Source organism: Micromonospora sp. BQ11 (assembly GCF_052068135.1).
Classification (GTDB): domain Bacteria; phylum Actinomycetota; class Actinomycetes; order Mycobacteriales; family Micromonosporaceae; genus Micromonospora.
The window spans coordinates 619,703-636,042 of record NZ_JBQHDB010000001.1; the positions used below are offsets into that span (position 1 = coordinate 619,703).

The following is a 16,340-nucleotide window of genomic DNA, read 5'->3' on the forward strand; positions in this document are numbered from 1 at the left end:
CGCTCATGACGCGGGTACGCCGGCGCCCGGCCCAGGGGCGGTGGCCCGGGCAGGACGACCCGGCGGCCGACGGACACACCGACGGTACGTCGGGCGGTGCCCCCGACGACGACGACCCCGGCGCCACCGCCCGGACCTGGCGTTCCGTCCGGAGCCGGCTGGTGACCGTCCTGGCCGTGCTGCTCGTGCTGCTCGCGCTCACCGCGCCGTACGACTTCGGTCGCCTCTCGCCCGGCGCCTTCGTCCGGATCCCCCTGGAGGCACTCCTGCTCGTCGCCCTGCTGCTCGCCCTGCCGCGTCGCGGGCGGCTGCTGGTCGCCGCGCTCGCCGGTGTGGCTCTCGGCCTGCTGGGCCTGCTGAAGCTGCTCGACCTCGGGTTCTCCGCATCGCTCAGCCGGGCGTTCGACCTGGTGCTCGACTGGGCGCTGCTCGACGAGGCGTTCGGGTTCGTGTCCGAGTCGTACGGCCGACCCACGGCGATCGGCGTCGCCGTCGCGCTGGCGCTTGCCGCGGTCGCCCTGCCCGTCCTGGTCGCCCTGTCGATGCTGCGGCTGAGCCACCTGGTCGTCCGGCACCACACCGGCACCACCCGGACCGTCGCGGCGCTGGTGGTCGTCTGGGTGGCGTGCGCCGCGTTCGGCGTCCAGGTGGCTCCGGGCGTACCGGTCGCCGACACGTCCGCGACCACCCTGACCAACGGCCACGGGTTCCAGGTGCGCCTGCGCCTGAACGACCGGAAGACGTTCTCCACCGCGATCGACGGCGACGCGTTCCGGGACACGCCGGGCGACCGGATGCTGACGGCACTGCGCGGCAAGAACGTGGTCATCGCCTTCGTGGAGAGCTACGGCCGGGACGCCGTCGAGGATCCGGAGTTCGCACCGCAGGTGGGCGCCGTCCTCGACGACGGGACCGACCGCCTGCGCGCGGCCGGCTTCTCCGCGCAGAGCGGCTTCCTCACCTCGCCGACGTTCGGCGGCGGCAGCTGGCTGGCCCACGCCACGCTGCTCTCCGGCCTCTGGATCGACAACGACCAGCGCCACCGCACGCTGCTGGCGAGCGACCGGATGACGCTCGGCGGCGCCTTCCAGCGGGCGGACTGGCAGACCGTGGGCGTCATGCCCGCCGTCACCAGGGCGTGGCCCGAGGGTTCCTTCTACGGCTACGACCGCTTCTACGACGCCAACACGCTCGCCTACCGCGGCCCGAAGTTCAGCTTCGGCACGATGCCCGACCAGTACACCCTGTCCAGTTGGCGGCGACTGGAGCAGGCGCGGCAGGGCGACGGACCGACGATGACGGAACTCGCCCTGGTGTCGAGCCATTCCCCCTGGACGCCCGTACCGCCGTTGGTCGACTGGGCGGCCATCGGTGACGGCGCGATCTTCCAGGACGCCGCCGGGAGCGGGAAGGACGAGCGGCGGCGCAGCGCCAAGCGGATCCGCGCTGACTACCGGAACTCCATCGAGTACACGCTCGGCACGCTCATCTCCTACGTGGAGACCTACGGCGACGACGACCTGGTGTTCATCTTTCTCGGCGACCACCAGCCGGCGCCGGTCATCACCGGTGAGAACGCCAGCCACGACGTGCCCATCTCCATCGTCACCCGCGACCGCGCCGTACTGGACCGGATCGCCGGGTGGGGCTGGCAGGACGGGCTGAAGCCCGACCCCCGGGCGCCGGTCTGGCGGATGGACGCCTTCCGGGACCGGTTCCTCACCGCCTTCAGCCCGCGATGACGGCCCCCTTCGAGAAGAGGACCACAGGTAGATGACGGACACGGTCGCCACCAGGATCGCCATGCTCAAGGACGATCCGGCCACCGCCGCGCTGAGCCGGTCGCTCGACGTGTACTACGGCGACCCGCACCGCGACGCCCGGATGGACGCCTTCTACTCCCGCTTCGTCGAGCCGGGGGCTCTCGTCTTCGACATCGGCTCCCACGTGGGTGACCACATCGGCAGCTTCCGCCGTCTGGGGGCGCGGGTCGTCGCCGTGGAGCCGCAGCCGCTCTGCGTGCGCGCCCTGCGGGCGATCTACGCCGACGACGACCGGGTGACGCTGGTGGAGGCGGCCTGCGGCGCGGCCGGCGGCAGCGTACGGTTCCACGTCAACTCCGCCAACCCCACCGTGTCCACCGCGTCCACCCACTTCGTACGGGCGGCCGACGGCGCGGGCGGGTGGGAGGACCAGGTGTGGGACGCGGAGATCGAGGTCCCGGTCGTGACCTTCGACGCGCTGATCGACCAGTACGGCGTGCCGGCCTTCGTCAAGATCGACGTGGAGGGTTTCGAGGACGCGGTGCTGGCCGGCCTGAGCCGTCCGCTTCCCGCCCTGTCGTTCGAGTTCACCACGATCGCGCGCGAGGTAGCCCTCCGGTGTTTGGACCGCCTGACCGCGCTCGGCTTCGACGGGTTCGACGTCGCACTCGGCGACGACAAGTCGATGTCGTTCCAGCGCTGGGTCACCGCCGACGAGATGGCCGAACAGCTGCTCGCCCTGCCGCACGAGGCGAACTCGGGCGACGTGTACTGCGTGTCCCGGGAGTCGGGTGGCTGAGCAGCCTGGCTCAGACCGCGAGATCGATGCACAACTCGCCGTTGCGGGCGAGAACGACGACCGCGCCGTCCGGCGTGAGGCGTAGGGCGTCGATGAGCGAGCCGACCTCGACGACCGCGACCCGTGCCCTGCTGCCGAGGTCCCAGACCGTCACCGTGTAGTCGCTGCTGCCCACCGCCAGCAGCTCGTACTCGCCAACGACACGGGCGTCGACCGCCCGGACGGGCACCCGACCGTTCGGCAGGGGCTCGATCAACGGCTCGCCCGTCTCGGCGTCGAGCGCGTGGATGACGCCGTACTCGGTGGTGACGACGAACGCCTGCCGGCCGCGTACCCGGAGGACGAACAGGCCGGTCTGTACGCCGAGGTCGTCGACCTCACGGGTCCAGCAGTACCTCTTCGAGTCGGAGCTGGTGCCGACCAGGGAACCCTGGCTGGCGCACAGCACGACGTCGTCGCCGACGAGCGCGGCAGCCCAGGACCAGGCGTAGCGCCAGGGGAAGGGCACCACCCACGTACGCCCGTCGCGCAGGTCGGTCAGCCGTGCGCCGGGATCGGCCGGTCGACGGTGCACCTCGATCAACCGGTCGCCTGCCGGTACCACGTCGGCGACGGTCCGTCGCACCTGGGTGACGAACATGTCGGGACCGGGGACGCCCTCCACCAGGAACCGGCAGTCGATGTGCCCCTTACCGCGGACGATCGTCAGCCCGAGCGGCAGCTCACGATCCTCGTCGGGCTCCAGCGGGTGACCGGTGGCCAGATCCCGCAGGACGAGGCCGTCGTCGTGGTCGGCACACACCGCGATCTCGTCTCCGTACGCGCTGAGGGCCAGACAGCTCGAGTACTCCCGGACGAAGCGGAGGCGGCGGCTGAGCGGGTACTCCTCGGCGGCGGCGCTGTCGTCCACCACGGTGACGGTCCGGCCCTGCGCGATGGCGATGAGCAGACGCCCGTCGATGGCGAGGGGGGCCGGCGGCAGCCCGAAATCGCCGTTCTCCTGGCCGCCACCGCGGAACAGCACCTTGCGGTCGCCCGACTCCAGGTCCAGGAGGTAGATGTTGTCGGACAGGTCCCGGCCCACCAGGACGAGCCGGTCGGCGTAGGTCGTGACGGCCGCCGAGGACGAAAGGAACTCGCCGACGCTGATTTCGCGCACCGTTCGTCCCCAGCGGCCGAGCCGTCTGGTGACCGGCCCGGCTTCGAGGAACTGGCGGAGACTGGTGCCCCGGACCAGGACGGGCCGACCGAAATGATCACCGGCGACGGGAAGGTCGCCGAACAGGCGGCGTCGCCGACGCACACGGCCGTCGAGCAGCGAGATCAAGTAGGTCGCCCTGAGGTCGGGAAGCCGAAGGTTGATCGTCTCGTAGCCGGCCAGCACCGCCGGTGCCCCGCGCCACCTGGTCAGCGCCAGCTTGACCGGCGCGGTGCCCCGGCCCAGCTGATACTGACGGATCTGCCTACCGGTCGTCAGGCTGAGAACGGTGACCCGCTGGGCATTCGCGACGACGGCCACCGCTTCGTCGCCAACCATCGTGGCCACGACGTCGCTGTCGTACGCGAAGCCCTGGTCGATCACCTGGATCGCCGGACCGGGCGCGGTGTCGCCGAAGGGATCCCACTGCTGGAGCGACCGGTCCTCGCCGATGCTGACGACGCGCTGACCGGCCTCGCTGTCGGTGAGGACCGCAACGGAGAGCACGCGGTCGGAGTGCAGCGGTACGGGGCCGCTCAGCCGGTCGCCGGTGGCGTGGTCCCAGGCGTGCAACGCGCCGCTGGCGTCCCCCACGATCAGCACGGGCCGGCCGGCGTGGACACACCAGGTCAGGGCGGTGACCGGGCTGCTGTGGTGACCGATGCGCTGGTGCGGCGTTATGGCGTCCCAGACCGACCAGCGGACGGCCCAGGCGAGCGGCAGCTGCTCCAGGATCGCGCCGACGTCGGTCAGCCCGGTCTGCGCCGCCGCCAGGTGCAGCGCCGAGCGACGCTCCGGCAACCAGCTGTCCGGCTCCAGGTGCTGGGCGCTCCGCTCGTAGACCTGACGGATGCGCACCGCCTCCTCGCTCCGGACGTCGGTGATCGCCGGCAGCAGGACGGCCCGGTCGGCGTTGACCAGGAACTCCGGATCCGACACGAGACCGTCCAGGGCACCCGCCTGTCGGGCGTGCTCCGCCAGGTACGTGACCAGGTACGGGTCGGCGCGCTCCCAGTCCCGCGCTCCGTCCACCAGCTCGGGCACCGAGGCGATCCACGCGGCGACCATCCGACCGTGGTCGTCCGGGCCCGCGGTGGCCCGCAGATCCTGCGCGAACGCCTCGTGGTAGAGCCGGTAGACCGAGCGGCCGTGCCGGTCCAGGCTCTCCACCAGGTAGGGTCCGGCCCTGTCGAGGAGCCAGTCCAGGTCGGACGCTGTGATGGGACGGCCGCCGAGCGCCGCCGCGGCGACGGTCCACACGCGCGCCGCCGGCAGGCCGGCGCCCTGGGCGTAGGCGAACGGTGTGAGCAGCGTACGAGCCCACTCGTTGTCGCCGCTGGCCCGACTGCTCAGCGCCCAGCGGAAGGTGCGGGACGGCTCGACGCCGCCCTGCGCGGTCGGTAGCTCGTCCAGGTCGGCGAAGTCCGTGACAGCCGCCCGGGCAGCCAACTCGCGTGCGGTGAGCCGGGCGTTCAGGAAGTTCGGGAAGGTCTGGCGTGCCAGGACGCGGGCGACCGCCGGCGCGGTGGCCTGGTCGTACTCGCTGCTGCTTCCCGGCCCGTGCGGTGCGAGCAACAGGGCGGTGACGTAGTACTGGAGGTCCTCCAGGGACAGCCAGCGGCGCTCGTCCAGGTCGATCACCGTGAACTGCGGGCCGAGCGCGGCCCTGACCTGCCACCGTGCGCCGACGATCAGCCGTACGCAGGGGATCTGGGCGAGCCGGCGCAACAGCACCCGGGCGATGTGCAGCGGTTCGCGCTCGTCGGCCCCGGTGCCGGCCTCGTCGAGGGCGTCGACCACGATCCGCAGCGGCTCCTGCCGTTCGGCCAATCCGGCCAGCAGTTCCTCGGCGGAGGTGGCGACGAGACCGGCGGCTTCGGCGATGCGGGAGACCAGGTCGTCGAGCGTGCGCCGGCGGGCATGTACGGCGGCGTCGATCTCGGCACCGATGCCGCTCGGTTCGTCGGGAAGGGTCTGGCGGATGTCGGCGTCGGCGATGCTCACCAGTCGACCCAGGAGCGACGACTTCCCGACGCCGGGCGAGCCGGTGACGAGGAGCGCGCGATCGGGACCGTCGCCGCGTACGCAGCGGGCCAGGACCTCCAGCACCTCCTGTCGGCCGGAGAAGTAGAAGGCGGTCGGGACGTCCATGCCGTCACTTCCGCGCCCGCGCGGGACGAAGTGGCTGGCCAGGTCCTCGGACCGGGAGGTCTCCCAGGTCTGCTGCACCGCGAGGTCGATTCCCTCGGCGGGCAGGTCCGGCCGGTACCGGGGGTTGGGGAAGAAGCCGAAGCCGTCCTCGCGCCACAGCTCGATGGGCACCGCGTGCTGGCGGATGCCGCGACGCCGGAACTCGTCGTTCAGCCAGCCCACCAGTTGCGCCAGGTCCAGGAACCGTTGGCGCGCACCGGCGAGGGTGTGGTCGTCGAGGGCGGCCCGCATGGCCGCGGAGAACGCCCCGTCGAGGGCGAGCTGGCGGGGTCTGGCCGCGGCGATCAGGGAGAGCGTGCTCAACAGCTCCGGCCGCGCGCCGGGAGTGGCGAGCAGCTCCGCACTGACCAGCTTGGCCGCGGCGCGCACCGCGTCGATCGCGCCGTCACCGGCGTAACAGGTGTCGAGGATGACCAGGAGCCGCCGGACCGAGCCGCCGGTGAGGATCCGGATGACGTCCTCGGTGGCCAGGGCGCTGCTGGCCAGACGCCCGGGGCGGCTGTCGGCGCAGAGCAGGTAGTGCCGGTCGCGTTCCCGGTCGCCGTGACCGCTGTAGTAGAAGACGACGACACCCGAGCCGACGTCGGCGGCGTGGGCGAGCGTCCGGCGCAGCTCGTCGGCGGGTGGGTCGAGCACCACGGGGTCCACGTCGTACCCGAGACGGGTGAAGAGGTCACCGACCGACACGACATCGTCCGCGACGGCCGGTAGCGGCGCCGCGTCGAGGTAGGTGCCGGTCCCGGCGGCGATGAGCCGCCGGGTGCCGTCCGCCGCGGTCATGGCTCGAGTCGCTGACGCATCGCCTCCAGCAGCTCGCGGAAGGTGTCCTCGCGCAGGCCGGAGCTTCGTACCACCAGCGACTTCTGGCCCCCGTCGTCGGTGTAGGTGATCTCGATCGACCGGCTCCGATCGCGGTTCAGCCACGCACGGACCCATTCGACGGTGGCCGTGAAGGCGCCGGCCGACCCGAGGGCGACGATGACGGCCTCGGTCGTACCCTTCGCCGGCGTCGTGTCGGACGAGGCGAATGCGAGGTCCGGGACGTCACGTAGCCCCGCGACGAGCTCGGCCTCCTGATCGAGCCATTCGGCGTCGTCGGAGTGGAAGCGGTCGCTGATCGCACGGAGTTCGAGGGGGAAACCCGCTGCTGAACCGGTCATGGGCTGCCTTCCGGAGCGCGTGGCGACGTCAGTCCCGCATCATACGGAGCCTCATCAACGGTCACCGATACGCGACTGCGCGACAGAGGTATGTTCGTCAACCCCTGGTTGACGGAACCGTGCCGTCAACCTATGGTTGACGCATGACGGATCCTGCGCAGATGAGCAACCCCGTACGCCTCGACGACCTGATCCACGGAATCAAGAAGGCCCGCCCGGACGTCCTCGACCAGCTCGCCGACGCGGTCGTCGTGGGCGAGCACCTCGGCGACGTCGCCGACCACCTGATCGGTCACTTCGTCGATCAGGCCCGCCGCTCCGGCGCCTCGTGGACCGACATCGGCCGCAGCATGGGGGTCAGCAAGCAGGCGGCGCAGAAGCGCTTCGTCCCCAAGCCCACCGACTCGTCCCTGGACCCGCAGCAGGGCTTCGCCCGGTTCACCCTGCCCGCCCGCAACGTGGTGATGATGTCCCAGGAGGAGGCGCGCGCGGCCGGGCACGCCGAGATCCGCCCGGAGCACATCCTGCTGGGCCTGCTCGCCGAGCCCGAGGCGATCGCCGCGCAGGTGATCGTGGCGGCGGGCGTGCCGCTGGACCGGGTGCGGGAGGCCGCGACGGCCGCGCTCCCGCCGTCCTCCGGCGGTGAGATCCCCGCCCTCATCCCGTACGACGTGCCGGCGAAGAAGGTGCTGGAGCTGACCTTCCGGGAGGCGCTGCGGCTCGGGCACAACTACATCGGCACCGAGCACATCCTGCTGGCCCTGCTCGAGCACGAGGACGGTGAGGGCGTGCTCACCGGGCTGGGCGTCGACAAGGGCGCCGCCGAGACGGCGATCGCCGAAGCGATCCGCGCCGCCGTGCGGGCCGCCGGGCAGTGAGCGTCAGGAGGCGGCGGGGAAGCCGTACCGGGCGGCGTGCTCCGGGTCGGCCGGATCGATCTGGCGGATCCCGGCGTCGGCGAGGCGCTTGTTGACCTCGTCGAGCCGCTCCCGCACCAGCCGGGCCTCCTCCTCGGTGACCCGTCCCCGGTGCGGCCGGCCCGCGTGCTCGATGGTGCCGTAGTCGACCTTCTCCGCTGCCTTGCGGGTCTTCGGCGGGCGGACCCGCTCGGCGGTCCTCAGCAGTTGCGCCATCGGCACGTCGGTGGCCATCGCGTCGAACTCGCTGGCGGTCAGCACCACGCGGCGCGGCTCACCCCCGCCGTGGCGGTCGTGGATCTCCACGACCGCCACGTCCAGGGCGGCGTCGTCGATGCTCTCCACCTCCACCGGGGTGGCGTCCAGCTGCACGGGCCCGGCCACCAGGTCCGGATGCTCCAGGACGACGACACGGACCACCTCGTCGTCGGTCGCCAGGACCGTGCCGCTGAAGTCGGAGACGTGGATCGTCTTCTTGCCCATGCGCGGAACTTCTCCTGTCGTAGGCCCGGTTGAGGACCACAAGACGTTACCCGACAGGTGTGCGAAAGCCCCGATGGGTCGGCCCCGGTGTGTCGTGCGGCCCGGTCAGCGCGGGTTGAGGTGGCGGCGCGAGGAGACGCCGGCGGGCAGTCTGTTCAGGTCGCCCCAGGAGAGCGCGGACGCGCGGTTGCCCCGGTACGGCGACGACTGCGCCGGGAACCGTCCCGGGGACCCGGAGGTCTGCGGCCAGAGCTGCTCGGGGTCCTGCTGGTAACGGTCATTCGGCTGATTTGGCATGAGCCTACCGTCCCAAATGAAGTTGTACATGTATGGAAATAGATATGACGCTCGATCGATGTGTCAGGTTCCCGGGACCGGCAACCGGATCTCGAATCGGCATCCGTCACTGACGTTGCGTACCGATACCCGCCCACCGTGCGCTTCAACCAGCCCGCGCACGATCGCGAGGCCCAGGCCGCCGGACCCGGCCACCGCGCCGTTGCCCGGTCCCGGCGTACGGGCGGGCTCGCCCCGGAACGCCACGTCGAAGAGGCGGGGCAGGTCCGCCTCCGGGATCCCGCCGCAGGTGTCGGCCACCGCCAGCCAGGCGGTGTCGGCGTCGCGGCCGCCATACACCCGGACCGTGCCGTCCGACGGGGTGTAGCGGACGGCGTTCAGCAGCAGGTTGCCCACCACCCGGGCCAGTTCCGGCTCGCTGGCCAGCACGGTGGGCCACCCCGAGTCGGCCGCCTCCAGCCGGATCCGGCGGGCGGCGGCCAGCGGCGCCGTGCCGGCCAGCGCGTCGGACACCACGTCGCCCAGCGGCACGGCCGACAGGGACAGCCGCAGCGCGCCCGCGTTGATCCGGGACAGCTCGAACAGGTCGTCCACCAGGCGGGTCATCCGGTCGGTCTCGATCCGGATGCGGCGGTGGTACTCCTCGACCGTCTCGGGGTCGCGCACCACCCGGTCCTCCAGCGCCTCGGCCATCGCCCGCAGCCCGGCCAGGGGGGTGCGCAGGTCGTGCGAGACCCAGGCGACCAGGTCGCGGCGACCCTGCTCGATGTGCCGCTCGCGGCGGCGGGCCTGGTCGGCCCAGACCGCGGCGGCGGCGAGCCGGCGACCGAGGAGCCAGCCGACGGCCACGCTGACCACCGCCGCCGCGGCGACGGTGATGAGGACGACGTCCCGGTCGTGGGCGGAGAGGAACATCGCCTCGGCGACCGCGGCCACGCCGGCGGCCACCGCGGTCACCGTCAGAGCCAGCAGGGCGACGACGTGCGTGGTGATGGACCGGCCGCGCAGCAGCCGCAGACCGGTCGCGCCGACGCCGCCGACGCAGAGCGCCGCGCCGAGGGCGTACGCGAAGATCAGCGCGAGGTCACGCACGGACCGGCTCGTAGCGGTAGCCGACGCCCCACACGGTGACGATCCGCCGGGGCTGCGCCGGGTCCGCCTCGACCTTTTCCCGCAGCCGCCGGACGTGCACGGTCACCGTGGACTGGTCGCCGAAGTTCCAGCCCCACACCCGTTCCAGCAGTTCCGCCCGGCGGAACGCCCGGGCCGGGTGGCGCATCAGGTGCACGAGCAGGTCGAACTCCCGCAGTGTCAGCACCAGCTCGCGCCCGTGCAGGCGGGCCACCCGGGGGCCGGTCTCGACCTCCAGGCCGTCGTCGACGAGTACCTCCGGCGGGGCGTCCACCGGCTCGCCGCCGGTCCGCCGCAGCACCGAGCGGACCCGCAGCACCAGCTCCCGGGGGGAGAAGGGCTTGCCGAGGTAGTCGTCGGCGCCCAGTTGCAGGCCGAGGATCCGGTCGGCCTCGTCGCCGCGCGCGGTGAGCATGATGACGGGTACGCCGTCCGGCCGTGTCCGCAGTCGGCGGCAGACCTCCAGCCCGTCCACGACCGGCAGCATCAGGTCCAGCACCACCAGGTGCGGCGGGTCCGCGGCGACGGCGGCCAGGGCGGCGGCCCCGTCCCCGACGTGCGCGACCCGGTAGCCGGCGTGCTCCAGGTAGCGGCAGACCACGTCGCTGACCGTCCGGTCGTCGTCCACCACCAGTACCCGCTGCGCCACCGGGGCACCTCCTTCGTGGCGGCCAGCCTAGCCATCCGGCGCGTCGGGAGGTGTTGCGCGTTCCTTACGGCCGCGCGGGCGGGAACGGTGGGCCGACTTTCGCGTTCGGGCGTACGGTGATCACCGGAAGACCGGCCCGCGCGACCGTGGCGGGGAGAGGGGAGTCGATGCTCGACCGGCGGCTCCACCTGCACCTGGCGACCTGGCTGGGCCAGTGGCCGGCCGGCCCCGGCCTGCACGTCGTCGGGACCCACCGGCGGGACCGGCCCTCCTGGGACGGCCGGCTCCGGCCGGCGATCGCGGTCACCGCCGGTGCGAGCACCGTGCTCTCCGTGTCACCGGAGCGGGTGGCCGTGGTCCGCGACCTGGCCCGGGGCCCCGCCCGGCGGCTGTTGCCCGGGCTGCCCGCGGCGGTCGGCCACGCCGGGTGGGCGGTGCACGACGACGTGTTCCGGTGGAGTGTCGCGCCGGCCGCGCTGCCCGAGGTGGGGGAGTGGATCCTCCCGACCGCCCCGGGTCTGCCGTCCTGGCTGCGGCTCTTCGACCGGCCGGTGCTGGTGGTCCGGGACGACCGGGGCCGGTTCCTGGCCGGTGTGGGGATCAAGCGGCACGACGCGTACGGCCGGGAACTGGCGGTGGGGACGGCGCCCGCGGCGCGCAACCGTGGCCTCGCCCGACGGCTGGTCGCGCAGGCCGCCCGCCGGGTCATCGACGAGGGTGCCGTCCCGACCTACCTGCACGACCGGCGCAACGCCGCGTCCGCACGGGTGGCCGAGGCCGCCGGCTTTCCGGACCGGGGCTGGCGGTCGTACGGGGTCTATCCGAGCTGACGGACGGCGGGGCTGCGAACCGTGGATCCCGGGCCGGATCCACGGCTCGCAGCCTTCCCCCCCCAGGTCCCCGTACGGCGCGGGTGCCGGCCGCCGCGCGTACTGGTCACGCTACGTATTCGCATGGTCGTCGGCAAGGTGCCACGGGGCTCGTCATCGTGTCGAGAAGCGGACTTGACCTGGGGCGCAGCGACCGAGCCGTCGCGACGGTCGGGGTGACGCAGGGTGGGAGAAGGCACCCGGTCCGGAATCGCCCACGGCTGGCTGCCGTAGGTGCGGCCCGCTATGGTCGAGCACGTCGGCGGCGGAACGTCCCGATGGTGCACATCTCGACGGTGAGGCGGTCATGGACGTGGGGAACGTGGACCCCGGGCGGGTGACCCTGCGTCCGACAGGTGAGGTGGACCTCTCCACCGTCGACGACTTCGACGCCGCGCTCACCGAGGCGCTGGGGCGGCCGGGGCTCGCCGAGGTGGTGGTCGACCTCGCCGACGTCGACTTCCTGGACTCCAGCGGCGTACGGGTGCTGGTCCAGGGCGTGACGCGCGCCCGGCAGCGGGGTGTCACGCTGCGCGTCACCGACCCGCAACCCCTGGTCGCGCGCGTCCTGCGGATCACCGCGGTTGGACCGATGCTGGGCCTGGACGAGGACGCCGGACACCCGGACGGGCGGGGCTGGCGCGGGCTCGGCTGACCCGGCGCCGACCGCCGGCCCGCGATCGGCCGCTCACGGCTCGCTGCTCTCCGCCGCGGTGGCGGACCACTCGATCAGCATGAGGGTGGCGTCGTCGCCGGCGAACGCGGCATCCCGGTGCGCGGCCGCGGCATGGCTCAGCCGCCGCAGGACCTCCGCGCCGGGCAGCCCGGAGCTGATCTGCCGCTCCGTCAGATCGGCGAGGCGCGACAGGCCGAACATCTCCCCGGCGGCGTCCCGGGCCTCGGTCACCCCGTCGGTGTGCAGCAGCAGCCCGTCGCCCGGCTCCAACTGGGCCTCGGCCACCCGGCCGCTGTCGTCGCCTAGGCCCAGGGGGAGCCGACGGGCGCCGGTCAGCGTTCGCACCGCCCGACCCCGACGCAGGAGGACCGGTGGCGGGTGCCCCGCCTCGACGTAGCGGAGCAGGCCGCTCCGCGTGTCGAACTCCGCGAGCACGCCGGTGACGAACCGGGCGTCGGACCACGTGCCGGCGATCGCCTCGTCGACCGCGCGGGCGGTACCGGTCAGGTCCGCGCCGGCCCGCCGGGCGGCCCGCAACGCGCTCAGGGCCACCGAGGTGGTGAGCACCGCCGGCAGGCCGTGCCCCACGCCGTCGAGGATCGCGAGCGAGATGGTCCCGCCGTTCAACGCGTAGTCGAAGGCGTCGCCGCCGACCTCGTACGCCGGTTCGAGCAGGGCGTTGATCGACGTGTTCGCGGTGGCGAACGTCAGCGGTGGGAGCAGGCTCCAGAGCAGTTCGGCGGAGACCTCCATCGGGCGGCTGCGTCGTGCCCGGTGCAGGCAGTCGCCGTAGTTGCTCTTGCTGGTCACCAGATGGCCGACCAGCCCCGCGATCAGCCGGCAGCCGTTCCGCAGCGTCTCGTCGGTGAGGTCGGCTCCGGCGGGCGGGAACACCTCCAGCAGACCCAGCCGGTCGGTGCCGTTGACGATCGGCACCCACAGCCGGGGCGGTGGACCGTGCCCGGCGTGCACCTCGACCTGGGTGAAGGCCCGCCCGGCGAGGCTGCTGTCGATCGTCAGCGGCTCGGCCTTCTCCGCACCCGACCCCGGCAGCGGCCGCAGGGTCTGCTGCTCCACGTCGACCAGGTAGACGATCGACGTGACGCCCAGCGGTTGGAGCACGTCGTCGACGGCCACCGGAAGGTCGTCCGGCGGCAACCGGTGCGACCGGACGACGAGGTCGGCCAGGGCCCGGTGCCAGGGGTCGCTCGCGCTCATGCCGCCCGGATACCCACGCCGAGCCCCTCCCACGCCGCCCGCCGTTAAGGGGGGACCCTTCTACAACGCGAGGCGTTAACGGGGGGCCCTTCCTTTCGTCAGGCCGAGCAGTTCGGCGGCGGCGCGGCCGTTGGCGTGGCTGGCGCCGTACGTGGTGACGAAGGCACGGACGCCGGTCGGTCGCCAGCGCGCCGGCCAACCCATCTCGACCACCGTCACCGGGTGCGCGGCGGCCAGCGCGGTGACCAGGTCCGCCGCGCCGGTCAGCCGGTGCAGGTGCCGGCCGACGAGCACGATCGGCCGGTCCCCGGCGAGCTGCCGCAGGGTCTCCGGGGCGGTCTCGGCGGCGACCACCCGCAGTTCCTCCGCGTCGGCGAGGTGCGGGCCGAGGCCCCACGGCACCCGACCCTCGGCGATCGTGGACGCGGCGTGCAGTTGCACGACGAGGGGACGGTCCAGGCCGCTCAGCACCCCCTCCACCTTCAACGCGCGGCGGGCCGCCGCGTACCCGAGGTCGGTGGGCGCGGCCGGCACGGTGCCGGCGGCCCGGGTCCAGGCGGCGAGCGCGGCGGCGCGGCCGGCGGCCTCCTCGACGCGTGCCCGGTCCAGCCGGCCGTCGGCGAGCGCGGTGGTGATCTCCGCGACCACGTGCTCGACCAGGTCGGCGTCGACCTGGGCGCCGATGCAGAGCAGGTCCGCCCCGGCGGCCAGGGCGCGGACGGCGGCCGGGCCGATGCCGCCGGCGGCGACCGCGGCGCCCTTCATCTCCAGGGCGTCGGTGACGACGGCGCCGGTGAAGCCGTACTCGCCGCGCAGCAGGTCGACCAGGACGGCCCGGCTGAAGGTGGCCGGGCCGTCGCCGGTCAGCGCCGGAACCCGGATGTGCGCGGTCATCACCGCCTGCGCTCCCGCCGCGACGACCGCCGCGAACGGCGGGAGGTCGCGTCGGCGCAGCACCTCGACGGGTACGTCGACCAGCGGCAGTTCGTAGTGGGAGTCGGCGACCGTGGCGCCGTGACCGGGGAAGTGCTTGGCGCAGGCGGCGACTCCGGCCGCCTGGAGGCCGGCGACCGCCGCCGCGGCGTGGGCGGCCACCCGGACCGGGTCCGCGCCGAACGAACGGGTGCCGATGACGGGGTTGTCGTCGGCACTGTTCACGTCGACGGTCGGCGCCAGGTTGACGGTGATCCCGAGGGCGGCCAGTTCGGCACCGATCGCCTCGTGGACCCGCCGGGTCAGGGCGGTGTCGCCGATCGCGCCGAGGGCCGCGTTGCCCGGGTACGGGCTGCCGGTGGCGTGCGCCAGCCGGGTCACGTCGCCGCCCTCCTCGTCGATGGCGATCAGCACGTCCGACCGGCCGGCGCGCAGCGCGGCGGTGGTCGCGGCGACCTGGGACGGGTCGTGGATGTTGGTGCCGAACAGGGTGTGCCCGGCGAGGCCGTCGCCCACCAGGTCGACCGCCCAGTCCGGTGGCACCGGCCCCGGGTACGCCGCCAGCAGCGTGCCGAGCACCAGCCGGCGCAGTCCTGGATCCTGCCCCACGTGATCCTCCCTCCTGGTGCCCGGAAGGCACCGACGTCGTACCGGAGGTGGTGATCGAGGTACCGGGTCGGCCGACCACCGCTGTTCCGGGTGGCCGATACGCTACGGCTACCCGTTCGCAGCTCCGTTTTACAGTTAGCAAACTTTATAGAATTTCGAGGACCCGGCATGAGTGCGACCCGCCTGCCCGGCACCCCCCGCCTGTTGCGGGCGCTCAACGACCGCGCGGCGTTGGAGCTGCTCCTGGAGCAGGGACCGCTGACCCGGGCGCGGCTCGGCGAGCTGACCGGGTTGTCCAAGGTCACCGCCTCGCAGCTGGTCGAGCGCCTGGAGGAACGCGGCCTGGTCACCCGGGTCGGCGAGCAGGCCGGCGGGCGGGGGCCGAACGCCCAGCTGTACGCCGTCCGGCCCAACAGCGCCCACGTGGTGGGCGTGGACGTCGGGCCGGATCGGGTCGTCGCGGCCTGCGCGGACATCACCGGCGCCGTCATCGGTCGGGTCGAGCAGTCGACCCGGGACAACGACGACCCGGTGGGCGTGGTGCACAACGCGGTGGTCAAGGCGGCCAGCAGCGCCCAGGCGCACCTGTCGAGCGTCCGGCGCATCGTGCTGGGCACCCCCGGTCTGGTGGACCCGGGCAGTGGTGACATCACGTTCGCGTTCAACCTGCCGCGCTGGCACAGCGGCCTGCTCGCCGCGCTGCGCGACGACCTGCACACTCCGGTGGTCTTCGAGAACGACGTGAACCTGGCCGCGATGGCCGAGGCGCGGTCCGGCGCGGCCCGGGGCGTACCGGACTTCGTGCTGGTCTGGGTGGGTGCCGGCGTCGGTCTGGCGATCATGCTGGGTGGGCGGCTGCATCACGGCAGCAGCGGCGCGGCGGGCGAGATCGGCTACCTGCCGGTGCCCGGCGCGCCCATCCCGCGGGACGTCTCCCGCCGGGCCAAGCCGGCGTTCCAGCAGTTGGCCGGTGCGGACGCGGTACGCGCGCTGGCCCGCGAGCACGGCTACCCGGACTCCTCGGCGGCCGGTGGGGTGCGCGCGGCGATCGCCGACGGCACGGCCGGCGGCCCGATGCTCGACGAGGTGGCCCGCCGGCTCGCCCTCGGTGTGGCGAGCACGTGCGTCGTGCTGGACCCGCCGCTGGTGGTGCTGGCCGGCGAGGTGGGTCAGGCCGGCGGGGCGGCGCTGGCCGAGCGGGTGCAGCACGAGGTCGCGGCCATCACCCTGGTGCGGCCCCGCGTGGTGCCCACCGGGCTGACCGAGGAGCCGATCCTGAGCGGCGCGCTGCACACCGCGCTGGACGCCGTACGGGACGAGGTCTTCGGGTCCACGGTCGGCTGACCGGGTGCCGCCGCCGTCCGCCATGTGAAGGAATATTTCACTTGAGGCCCGGGTGCTGCAAGGAGTTGCCGCACCCGGGCCGT

14 protein-coding genes are annotated in these 16,340 nt (G+C 73.2%); 6 read left to right on the top strand and 8 right to left on the bottom strand.

Going from position 1 to position 16,340, the window contains the following annotated elements; all coding sequences use genetic code 11:
* Window positions 1–5 precede the first annotated feature (5 nt).
* On the top strand, window positions 6–1,742 hold the full coding sequence (locus tag ACTMSW_RS03020; RefSeq protein WP_441178860.1) for a sulfatase-like hydrolase/transferase: 1,737 nt from the start codon (window positions 6–8) through the stop codon (window positions 1,740–1,742).
* Between the two features lie 31 nt (window positions 1,743–1,773).
* Window positions 1,774–2,562, top strand: a complete 789-nt coding sequence (locus ACTMSW_RS03025; RefSeq protein ID WP_441178861.1) for an FkbM family methyltransferase — start codon at window positions 1,774–1,776, stop codon at window positions 2,560–2,562.
* Between the two features lie 10 nt (window positions 2,563–2,572).
* Here the strand turns inward: ACTMSW_RS03025 and ACTMSW_RS03030 are convergent, their stop codons facing one another.
* The gene (locus ACTMSW_RS03030) at window positions 2,573–6,751 is read right to left on the bottom strand and encodes a caspase family protein (RefSeq protein ID WP_441178862.1); all 4,179 of its coding nucleotides are present in this window, start codon (window positions 6,749–6,751) and stop codon (window positions 2,573–2,575) included.
* On the bottom strand, window positions 6,748–7,131 hold the full coding sequence (locus tag ACTMSW_RS03035; protein ID WP_441178863.1) for an effector-associated constant component EACC1: 384 nt from the start codon (window positions 7,129–7,131) through the stop codon (window positions 6,748–6,750). Before ACTMSW_RS03035 ends, ACTMSW_RS03030 begins: the two co-directional genes overlap by 4 nt.
* A 143-nt stretch (window positions 7,132–7,274) precedes the next feature.
* Between ACTMSW_RS03035 and ACTMSW_RS03040 the strand changes: the two genes are divergently transcribed.
* Complete coding sequence (locus ACTMSW_RS03040; protein ID WP_441178864.1) at window positions 7,275–8,009, top strand: Clp protease N-terminal domain-containing protein; 735 nt, start codon at window positions 7,275–7,277, stop codon at window positions 8,007–8,009.
* A 3-nt stretch (window positions 8,010–8,012) separates the two neighbouring features.
* On the opposite strand, the gene ACTMSW_RS03045 is transcribed toward ACTMSW_RS03040, so the two are convergent.
* From ACTMSW_RS03045 to ACTMSW_RS03060, 4 genes are all read right to left on the bottom strand, one after another.
* Window positions 8,013–8,531 (bottom strand): hypothetical protein, encoded by a 519-nt coding sequence (locus ACTMSW_RS03045; protein ID WP_441178865.1) that lies wholly within the window; start codon window positions 8,529–8,531, stop codon window positions 8,013–8,015.
* Between the two features lie 105 nt (window positions 8,532–8,636).
* Entirely contained in the window at window positions 8,637–8,828 is a 192-nt protein-coding gene (locus tag ACTMSW_RS03050; protein WP_441178866.1) for a hypothetical protein, read from the bottom strand.
* Between the two features lie 63 nt (window positions 8,829–8,891).
* The gene (locus ACTMSW_RS03055; RefSeq protein ID WP_441178867.1) at window positions 8,892–9,920 is read right to left on the bottom strand and encodes a sensor histidine kinase; all 1,029 of its coding nucleotides are present in this window, start codon (window positions 9,918–9,920) and stop codon (window positions 8,892–8,894) included.
* Complete coding sequence (locus ACTMSW_RS03060; RefSeq protein WP_441178868.1) at window positions 9,913–10,608, bottom strand: response regulator transcription factor; 696 nt, start codon at window positions 10,606–10,608, stop codon at window positions 9,913–9,915. Before ACTMSW_RS03060 ends, ACTMSW_RS03055 begins: the two co-directional genes overlap by 8 nt.
* 167 nt (window positions 10,609–10,775) lie before the next feature.
* Here ACTMSW_RS03060 and ACTMSW_RS03065 point away from each other — a divergent pair, with 167 nt between their 5' ends.
* Together ACTMSW_RS03065 and ACTMSW_RS03070 are read left to right on the top strand one after the other, a co-directional pair.
* Complete coding sequence (locus tag ACTMSW_RS03065) at window positions 10,776–11,438, top strand: GNAT family N-acetyltransferase (RefSeq protein WP_441178869.1); 663 nt, start codon at window positions 10,776–10,778, stop codon at window positions 11,436–11,438.
* 346 nt (window positions 11,439–11,784) lie between these two features.
* On the top strand, window positions 11,785–12,132 hold the full coding sequence (locus ACTMSW_RS03070; protein WP_441178870.1) for an STAS domain-containing protein: 348 nt from the start codon (window positions 11,785–11,787) through the stop codon (window positions 12,130–12,132).
* A 33-nt stretch (window positions 12,133–12,165) separates the two neighbouring features.
* Here ACTMSW_RS03070 and ACTMSW_RS03075 read toward each other — a convergent pair whose 3' ends face one another.
* Together ACTMSW_RS03075 and ACTMSW_RS03080 are read right to left on the bottom strand one after the other, a co-directional pair.
* Entirely contained in the window at window positions 12,166–13,371 is a 1,206-nt protein-coding gene (locus tag ACTMSW_RS03075) for a PP2C family protein-serine/threonine phosphatase (protein WP_441178871.1), read from the bottom strand.
* A 75-nt stretch (window positions 13,372–13,446) separates the two neighbouring features.
* Window positions 13,447–14,913, bottom strand: coding sequence for a glycoside hydrolase family 3 N-terminal domain-containing protein (locus ACTMSW_RS03080; RefSeq protein WP_441178872.1), 1,467 nt, complete (start codon window positions 14,911–14,913; stop codon window positions 13,447–13,449).
* Between the two features lie 168 nt (window positions 14,914–15,081).
* On the opposite strand from ACTMSW_RS03080, the gene ACTMSW_RS03085 reads away from it, so the two are divergent.
* On the top strand, window positions 15,082–16,257 hold the full coding sequence (locus ACTMSW_RS03085) for an ROK family transcriptional regulator (RefSeq protein ID WP_441178873.1): 1,176 nt from the start codon (window positions 15,082–15,084) through the stop codon (window positions 16,255–16,257).
* The last annotated feature ends 83 nt before the right edge of the window (window positions 16,258–16,340 follow it).

Bases quoted from the DNA above. Each gene is read 5' to 3' on its own strand.
- ACTMSW_RS03020 (WP_441178860.1), top strand. From the start codon at position 6: ATGACGCGGGTACGCCGGCGCCCGGCCCAGGGGCGGTGGCCCGGGCAG.
- ACTMSW_RS03025 (WP_441178861.1), top strand. From the start codon at position 1,774: ATGACGGACACGGTCGCCACCAGGATCGCCATGCTCAAGGACGATCCG.
- ACTMSW_RS03030 (WP_441178862.1), bottom strand. From the start codon at position 6,751: ATGACCGCGGCGGACGGCACCCGGCGGCTCATCGCCGCCGGGACCGGC.
- ACTMSW_RS03035 (WP_441178863.1), bottom strand. From the start codon at position 7,131: ATGACCGGTTCAGCAGCGGGTTTCCCCCTCGAACTCCGTGCGATCAGC.
- ACTMSW_RS03040 (WP_441178864.1), top strand. From the start codon at position 7,275: ATGACGGATCCTGCGCAGATGAGCAACCCCGTACGCCTCGACGACCTG.
- ACTMSW_RS03045 (WP_441178865.1), bottom strand. From the start codon at position 8,531: ATGGGCAAGAAGACGATCCACGTCTCCGACTTCAGCGGCACGGTCCTG.
- ACTMSW_RS03050 (WP_441178866.1), bottom strand. From the start codon at position 8,828: ATGCCAAATCAGCCGAATGACCGTTACCAGCAGGACCCCGAGCAGCTC.
- ACTMSW_RS03065 (WP_441178869.1), top strand. From the start codon at position 10,776: ATGCTCGACCGGCGGCTCCACCTGCACCTGGCGACCTGGCTGGGCCAG.
- ACTMSW_RS03070 (WP_441178870.1), top strand. From the start codon at position 11,785: ATGGACGTGGGGAACGTGGACCCCGGGCGGGTGACCCTGCGTCCGACA.
- ACTMSW_RS03075 (WP_441178871.1), bottom strand. From the start codon at position 13,371: ATGAGCGCGAGCGACCCCTGGCACCGGGCCCTGGCCGACCTCGTCGTC.
- ACTMSW_RS03085 (WP_441178873.1), top strand. From the start codon at position 15,082: ATGAGTGCGACCCGCCTGCCCGGCACCCCCCGCCTGTTGCGGGCGCTC.